We start from the raw sequence: 6,252 nt of genomic DNA on the forward strand, positions 1-6,252 counted from the left end.
GTGACGTCATATGTGGTGGTTTCGGTGCGTTACAAGTGCCGGTTTCGGCATGTTATTAGTGCCGGTCTCGGTGAGGGGGTGCGGTCAGACCAGGGCGGCGACGACGGCGTGGGCGACCGCCCCGGCCACCCAGGCGAGGACGAACAGGTAGCCGTAGGCGATCGCCGACCACTTCCAGGTGCCGGTCTCGCGGCGGATCGCCCCGGCGGTGGCCATGCACTGCATGGCGAAGACGAAGAAGGCCAGCACGGCCGCAATGGTGGCCGGGTTGAACAGCGGTTCACCGGCACGGGCCACCAGGGTGTCCTCCGCATAGGTCATCGCCGCCAGCTGTGCCGAGGGATTCTCGGGGTCGCCCGCGGCGGCGATCTGTCCCAGGGTGGCCACCGCGGTCTCGCGGGCGACCAGGGAGGACATGACGGCGACGTTGAGGCGCCAGTCGAAGCCAAGCGGCTCGAAGATGGGCTGGATCGCCTTGCCGATGGAGGCGGCCAGCGAGGAGTCCATGGTGTAGCTGGTGCGCTGGGCGTCCAGCAGCGTCTCCAACTCGGCGGGGTCGGTGACGGTGGCGCCATCGTCGTCCAGCACCGTGGAGGAGTCGGGGTCGGCCACGGCGGAGGCGATGGCCGCGCACTCGGCGTCGGCGGTGCAGTGGGCGGAGAAATCAGCCTCGGAGCGGGACGGGACGTTGAGTAGCACCCATACCACCACGGTGGCCGCCAGGATGATCGTGCCCGCCTTCTTGAGGAACCCCTTGCAGGCATCCCACACCATCATGACCACCGTGCGGGCGCGCGGCAGCCGGTAGGGCGGCATCTCCATGTAGAAGGGCAGCAGCACACCGCCGCGGTCGGTCAGACGCTTGACCAGCCAGGCGGCCAGCATGGCCGCGACCGCACCGGCCAGGTACAGCCCGAACATGATCGTGCCCGCGGCGCCGAAGGGGCCGATGCGCTGCTCGGGCCCGACCAGCAGGGAGATCATGATGATGTAGACGGGCAGGCGCGCCGAGCAGGTCATGAGCGGCGCGGCCAGCATGGTGGCCAGGCGGTCCTTGGCGCTGGGCAGGGTGCGGGTGGCCATGACCCCGGGGATGGCGCAGGCCAGGGAGGACAGCAGTGCCACGAAGGCGCGGCCCTCCAACCCGGCCCGGCTCATGACCCGGTCCATGAGGAAGGCGGCGCGGGACATGTAGCCCACACCCTCCATGAGCGCGATGAGCAGGAACATGATGGCGATCTGCGGCAGGAACGTCAACACGCTGCCCACTCCGCCGACGACGCCGTCGGCCAGTAGTCCCGCCAGCAGTGGGGCAGGACCGTCCAGCCAGGTGTGGACCGCCTCCCCCAGCGCGTCGAAACCCGCCTCGATGGCGTCCTGGAAGGGGGCGGCCCAGGTGAAGATCGACTGGAAGAACACGAACATGACCGCGAAGAACACGAGCGTGCCCCACACGGGGTGCAGCAGTACCCGGTCGACGGCGGCGGTGCGTGAGTCTTGTGTCGGGGCGGCGTAGTCGGCGGCGGCGAGGATCGAGGCCACCCACGAGGCCCGTTCCGGTCCGCTGGTCGGTGGCGCGATCGGCGCCCGCGACCAGGCATGCCAGGAGGCGAGCGTGCGGCGCAGCTGTGGGATGCCGGTGGTGCGGTTGCCGATGACCCGCACCGCGGGCACGCCGAGGGCCGCGCCCAGGGCCTCGACGTCGAGCCTCCCGCCGCGGCGAGTCAGCTCGTCGGTCATGGTGACGGCCAGGGCGGTGGGCAGACCGAGGGCGAGCGCCTGGGCGACGAACCCCAAGGAGCGGGACAGGGTGGTGGCGTCGACGACCACCAGCAGCGCGTCGGGCGGCTCCACGCCGGCGTAATGGCCGGTCAGCACGTCATGGACGACCTGCTCGTCGGGACTGATGGGCTCCAGCGAGTAGGCGCCCGGTAGGTCCTCCAGGGCGAGCGTGACGGACCCGTCACCGGTGTCGGCGGCGGAGAGCACGCAGGTGCCCAGGGAGCGGGAGACGGTGACGCCCGGGTAGTTGCCGGTCTTGGCGCGCAGGCCGGTCAGCGTGTTGTAGATGGAGGTCTTGCCCGCGTTGGGGGCGCCCGCCAGGGCGATGCGGACCGCGGCGTCGGCGTCAACGGGGCCGGAGCCATGGGCGCGGACGCCGTGGCAGGAGGAGTCGTGATGGGGTGGCATGTGTGTCTCGCTCGCGGCGGTCTCGGCGTTAACGGAGGCGCTCATACGGTGGTCTCCGGGGTGTCCGCCTTCGAGGCGGCGGGTGCTGGTGCGGCGGGTGCCAGGACCTCCACAGACACCAGTGCGGCGTCACGGCGGCGCAGGCTGATCTCGTAGTCGGCAACGTGGTAGACGGTCGGGTCGCCCAGCGGGGCGCAGCGACCCACCTCGATCTCGCGGCCGGGCTCCAAGCCGAGGTCGGCCAGGCGGCGGGCGAGCGCCTCACCGCGGGAGGCGGATACGGCGATAATGCGGGCGTGCGTGCCGCGGTGCAGGGTGGGCAGGGGGACGGTTGCGGCGGCGCTCCCGGATGCTGTTGTGCTGGCCGTGGTGGATGCGGCCATGTCTGACTCCTTGGTCCTGGTGACGCTCGCGGCGCGGGTCAGTCGGCACGGATCGGCCGGGATGACCGAACGGGTCGCGGTTCGGAGCGGGCTTGGTAGCCGCTCGCGCAGTCAAAGATAGGTTGTGGTAAGCACCGGTGGAAATCCTGTGGTCCGGAGCACGTTGGTGGCGGCGACGGCGTCAAGCGCCAGATCACTGGAAGCGCGCGCCGGACGCGGGGTTGGCGAGCCAGGCCAGGGCGGCGTCAATGCGCCCCGGGGTGGAGGCGACCAGCGGCGTCGGCAGGGCGTCGGGGCGGAACCAGCCGACGTCGGTCGACTCCTCGTCGGCCGCGTGCGCCCGGGCTACTGCGGCGGCGTCAGCCCGGGCGGCGAAGGTGATGTCCATGAACACGCAGCGGTCCCCGTTGGGGAAGGTGATCGGCTTGCCGGCACTGACCCCGGCCACCCCGACAATCTCGGGCTCGACGCCGGTCTCCTCCAGGCATTCGCGCCGGGCGGCGACGGCCGGCTGCTCGCCGGGCTCGGGGATACCGGAGACGACGGCCCAGGCGCCGTTGTCTGTGCGCCGCCCGAGCAGCAGGCGGCCGTCCGGGGCAACGACGACGACGCTCACGCCGGGCAACCACAGCTGGTCGTGCCCGATCTTCTCGCGCAGCTCGATGATGAAGTCGGGTGTGGCCACGGGCCTCACCTCGGCCGGGAGGCGGCGACCGTGCTGGCGTGGCGGGCGTCGGCGTCGTCGATGGGCAGCGGATCCCAGGTGCCGCCGCGCAGGGTGACCGCGCGCTCGAGCAGCCAGTCGGCCACTGCGGGGTTCTTCGGCAGCAGGGGGCCGTGCAGGTAGGTGCCGATGACATTGTGGACGCGGGCGCCCTCGGTACCGTCCTCGCCGTTGTTGCCGTCGCCGGAGCGCACGCTGCCCAGCGGCTCGGCGCCGGGGCCGAGCCTGGTCAGCCCGGAATGGTTCTCATAGCCGACCACCCGGCCGAAGGTGGGGGAGTCCAGGACGATGTTGCCGATGAGCCGCCCCGGCCCGGCCACGGTCTCGGCATCCAACAGCCCGATGCCGGGTATCTCCGAGCCCTCGCCGGTGACGAAGCGGTGCCCGAACAGCTGGTACAGGCCGCAGATGACGAGCATGGGCACGCCGTCGGCCGCCCAACCGCGCAGCTGCGGGCCGATGCTCACCAGGTCCTTCTTGATGCGCTCTTGCCCGGAGTCCTGGCCGCCGCCGCCGACGACGAGGTCCACCTCATCGGGCAGCGTGTCGCCGTTGTTGTAGGAGAGCAGTTCGACGTCGTAGCCGTGCCACTGGCTGCGGCGGGCGAGCGTGAGCAGGTTGCCCCAGTCGCCGTAGATATTCATGTCACGCGGATACAGCTGCAGGATGCGGATCGCGCCGCGGGCGGGTGCGGGGCCGGTGTGTGGGTAAACGACGGGGTCGGCGCTCATTTCATGACCTCCTCGACCTCGGTGAGGTGCCCGAGCCGGGCACGCAGGGCGAGCATGGCGGTGTAGCTGGTGTAGATGCGCATGGGGCGGTCTTCGGCGGCGGCGCGCTCGCGCAGGGCGTCCAGCGCCGCCTCCAGATCCGGCTCGACGGCGCCGATGGGCACCTCGTCGTAGCGCAGCCGCAGCGCCATGTCCCAGGCGCGCACCCCGGTGACGACGGCGACGCCCACGTCTCGCAGTGAGGAGAAGTCGACATCCCACAGCCAGGACATGTCGCGGCCGTCGGCGTACTCGTCGTTGATGGCGATCATGACCAGCTCGTCGGGCCGATCCCGGTCTGCGGCGGGGGCCTGCGCAGTTGGAGCGGACATGAGGCTCATGCGGAAGCCGGCTGGGTTCTTGACCAGGGCCAGCTGTACGGGACGGCCGTCCAGGGTGATGACCTCGCCGCGGCCGAAGGCCGGGCGAATCTGCGCCAGGGTGGCCAGCAGCCGGGGCAGGTCGGCGCCCTCGCCCAGGATCTCAAGCACCAGGGTCAGGGCGGCGCAGGCGTTGAGCACGTTGTGGATGCCCGGGATGGAGAAGGTCACCTCGTGCTCGGCGCCGTCCACCTCGACGGTGGCGGTAGGGCCGTCGAGCGCCACCAGGCGCACACGCGGGGTTGGACAGGCGCTGGCCTGAGGGGCGGGGGCCTGAGCGCCGTCGGATGCTGCTGCGGCGTCGGGGCCGGAGGACTGGCCGGCGCGCAGATCGTCGTCGGAGAGAAACACCGAGCGCAGGGCGGGGCCGACCCCGAAGGCCGCGGTGCGGGCGCTCAGACCGGACAGGAAGCGCTCCCCGTTCAGGCGCGGGTCGTCGGCGTTGACCACCACGACGTCGCGCGTGGCCAGGGCGGCCTTGCGCAGCAGCGAGGCGGTGTAGTCGATCTCGCCGAAGCGGTCGAGCTGGTCGCGCATGACATTGAGCATGAGCGCGGCGCGCGGCCGCACGGAACGCACGAAGTGGACGGCGTGCGCCTCATCGAGTTCGAGTACGGCGACGTCGGCGTCCAGGCGGCCGGCGGCGTCGACCTCGGTGAGCAGGGCCGCCAGTACGCCGCGCACGAAGTTCGAGCCGGTGCGGTTGGTGAAGACCTTGAGCCCCTGGTCGCGCAGCAACTGGACGACCATCTTGGTGGTGGTGGTCTTGCCGTTGGTGCCGGAGACGAGCACCACCCCGTGCGGCAGCCGATCCAGGGTGCGGGCCAGGAAGCCGGGGTCGGTCTTCTCCATGACGAGGCCGGGGAAGGCGGTGCCGCCGGAGCCGCCGCCGCGCAGGCGTGCTGCCGCGCGGGCCGCGCGACCGAGCGCGACCGTGAGTCGTGAACGCATGGGGCTCCTGCCTGTTGTTGGTGGCGAGTCGCCTCAGTCTAGATGAGCGTTGCGGCCCCGGGGCGTGTAGCCGCCCAGAGCTGCCCAGAGTTGCGATTTACGACCTTGGGGGACGTTTCACGACCACCCCGGGGTCGTCAACCATCCCCCAAGGTCGTGAAATGCGGGCTCGGGCCGTCGTATCAATCGGTTTCGGCACGTCATGAGTGCCGGTTTCGGTGAGTGCGCGTGGCGGGCGGGACGACGACGTGCAGCGCGGCCGGCTCCACCTCGGCCACGAGGCTGCGGGTCTGCCCGACGACGTCGCCGTCGACTTCAAAGGGCACCGGCTCGGTGGTGGTCATGGCGAGTCTGCGGGCCTGGTGATGGCTGAGGCCGTTGACGTCCTGGCCGATGAGGATGCCCGCGCCGACCTTGGCCCAGTCGGTGATCCGGTTGGGGCCGGTCAGCAGCAGGTCGATCCGCCCGTCGTCGGGGGAGGCCTGCGGGAAGATCGTCATGCCGCCGGTGATGGTGCCGACGTTGCCCAGCAGGGCCATGACCACCTGGTGCTCGCCGGCGTCGGCGTCGTCGAGCGCGACGTTGACGGTGAAGGGGTGGGGCACCGCGTTCTGCACGGCGGCGACCACGTAGGCGCCCGAGCGGAGCACCCGCTTGAGGTCGTCGCTGGTGTCGGCCATGATGCGGGCGTCCAGGCCCAGGCCGGCCATGACGACGAAGCGCTCGGTGCCGCCGTCCCAGGTGCAGCGCACGACGTCGATGGCGCGTGTCGGGCCGCGCCCAGGATCTCAAGCACCAGGGTCAGGGCGGCGCAGGCGTTGAGCACGTTGTGGATGCCCGGGATGGAGAAGGTC

Annotated in this window: 6 protein-coding genes; all 6 read right to left on the minus strand. The window is 71.1% G+C overall.

Annotated elements, in window-relative coordinates; all coding sequences use genetic code 11:
- Positions 1 to 84: 84 nt before the first annotated feature.
- On the minus strand, positions 85 to 2,235 hold the full coding sequence (locus RWX45_RS00515; protein WP_316021840.1) for a ferrous iron transporter B: 2,151 nt from the start codon (positions 2,233 to 2,235) through the stop codon (positions 85 to 87).
- Entirely contained in the window at positions 2,232 to 2,573 is a 342-nt protein-coding gene (locus tag RWX45_RS00520; RefSeq protein ID WP_316021841.1) for a FeoA family protein, read from the minus strand. The genes RWX45_RS00515 and RWX45_RS00520 overlap by 4 nt, the downstream gene beginning before the upstream one ends.
- 193 nt (positions 2,574 to 2,766) lie before the next feature.
- Positions 2,767 to 3,258 carry an NUDIX hydrolase gene (locus RWX45_RS00525; RefSeq protein WP_316021842.1) on the minus strand — a complete coding sequence of 164 codons (492 nt, stop codon included), beginning with the start codon at positions 3,256 to 3,258 and terminating at the stop codon, positions 2,767 to 2,769.
- A gap of 5 nt (positions 3,259 to 3,263) precedes the next feature.
- The gene (locus RWX45_RS00530) at positions 3,264 to 4,028 is read right to left on the minus strand and encodes a glutamine amidotransferase (protein ID WP_316021843.1); all 765 of its coding nucleotides are present in this window, start codon (positions 4,026 to 4,028) and stop codon (positions 3,264 to 3,266) included.
- Complete coding sequence (locus tag RWX45_RS00535; RefSeq protein ID WP_316021844.1) at positions 4,025 to 5,398, minus strand: MurT ligase domain-containing protein; 1,374 nt, start codon at positions 5,396 to 5,398, stop codon at positions 4,025 to 4,027. The genes RWX45_RS00530 and RWX45_RS00535 overlap by 4 nt, the downstream gene beginning before the upstream one ends.
- 200 nt (positions 5,399 to 5,598) lie before the next feature.
- Complete coding sequence (locus RWX45_RS00540; protein ID WP_316021845.1) at positions 5,599 to 6,150, minus strand: hypothetical protein; 552 nt, start codon at positions 6,148 to 6,150, stop codon at positions 5,599 to 5,601.
- Between the last annotated feature and the right edge of the window lie 102 nt (positions 6,151 to 6,252).

This window comes from Actinomyces sp. MRS3W (assembly GCF_032465695.1).
In the GTDB taxonomy this organism is placed as follows: domain Bacteria; phylum Actinomycetota; class Actinomycetes; order Actinomycetales; family Actinomycetaceae; genus Actinomyces.

Excerpts from the sequence above, each read along its gene's own strand:
- RWX45_RS00515 (WP_316021840.1), bottom strand. The coding sequence starts at position 2,235 with ATGAGCGCCTCCGTTAACGCCGAGACCGCCGCGAGCGAGACACACATG.
- RWX45_RS00520 (WP_316021841.1), bottom strand. The coding sequence starts at position 2,573 with ATGGCCGCATCCACCACGGCCAGCACAACAGCATCCGGGAGCGCCGCC.
- RWX45_RS00530 (WP_316021843.1), bottom strand. The coding sequence starts at position 4,028 with ATGAGCGCCGACCCCGTCGTTTACCCACACACCGGCCCCGCACCCGCC.
- RWX45_RS00535 (WP_316021844.1), bottom strand. The coding sequence starts at position 5,398 with ATGCGTTCACGACTCACGGTCGCGCTCGGTCGCGCGGCCCGCGCGGCA.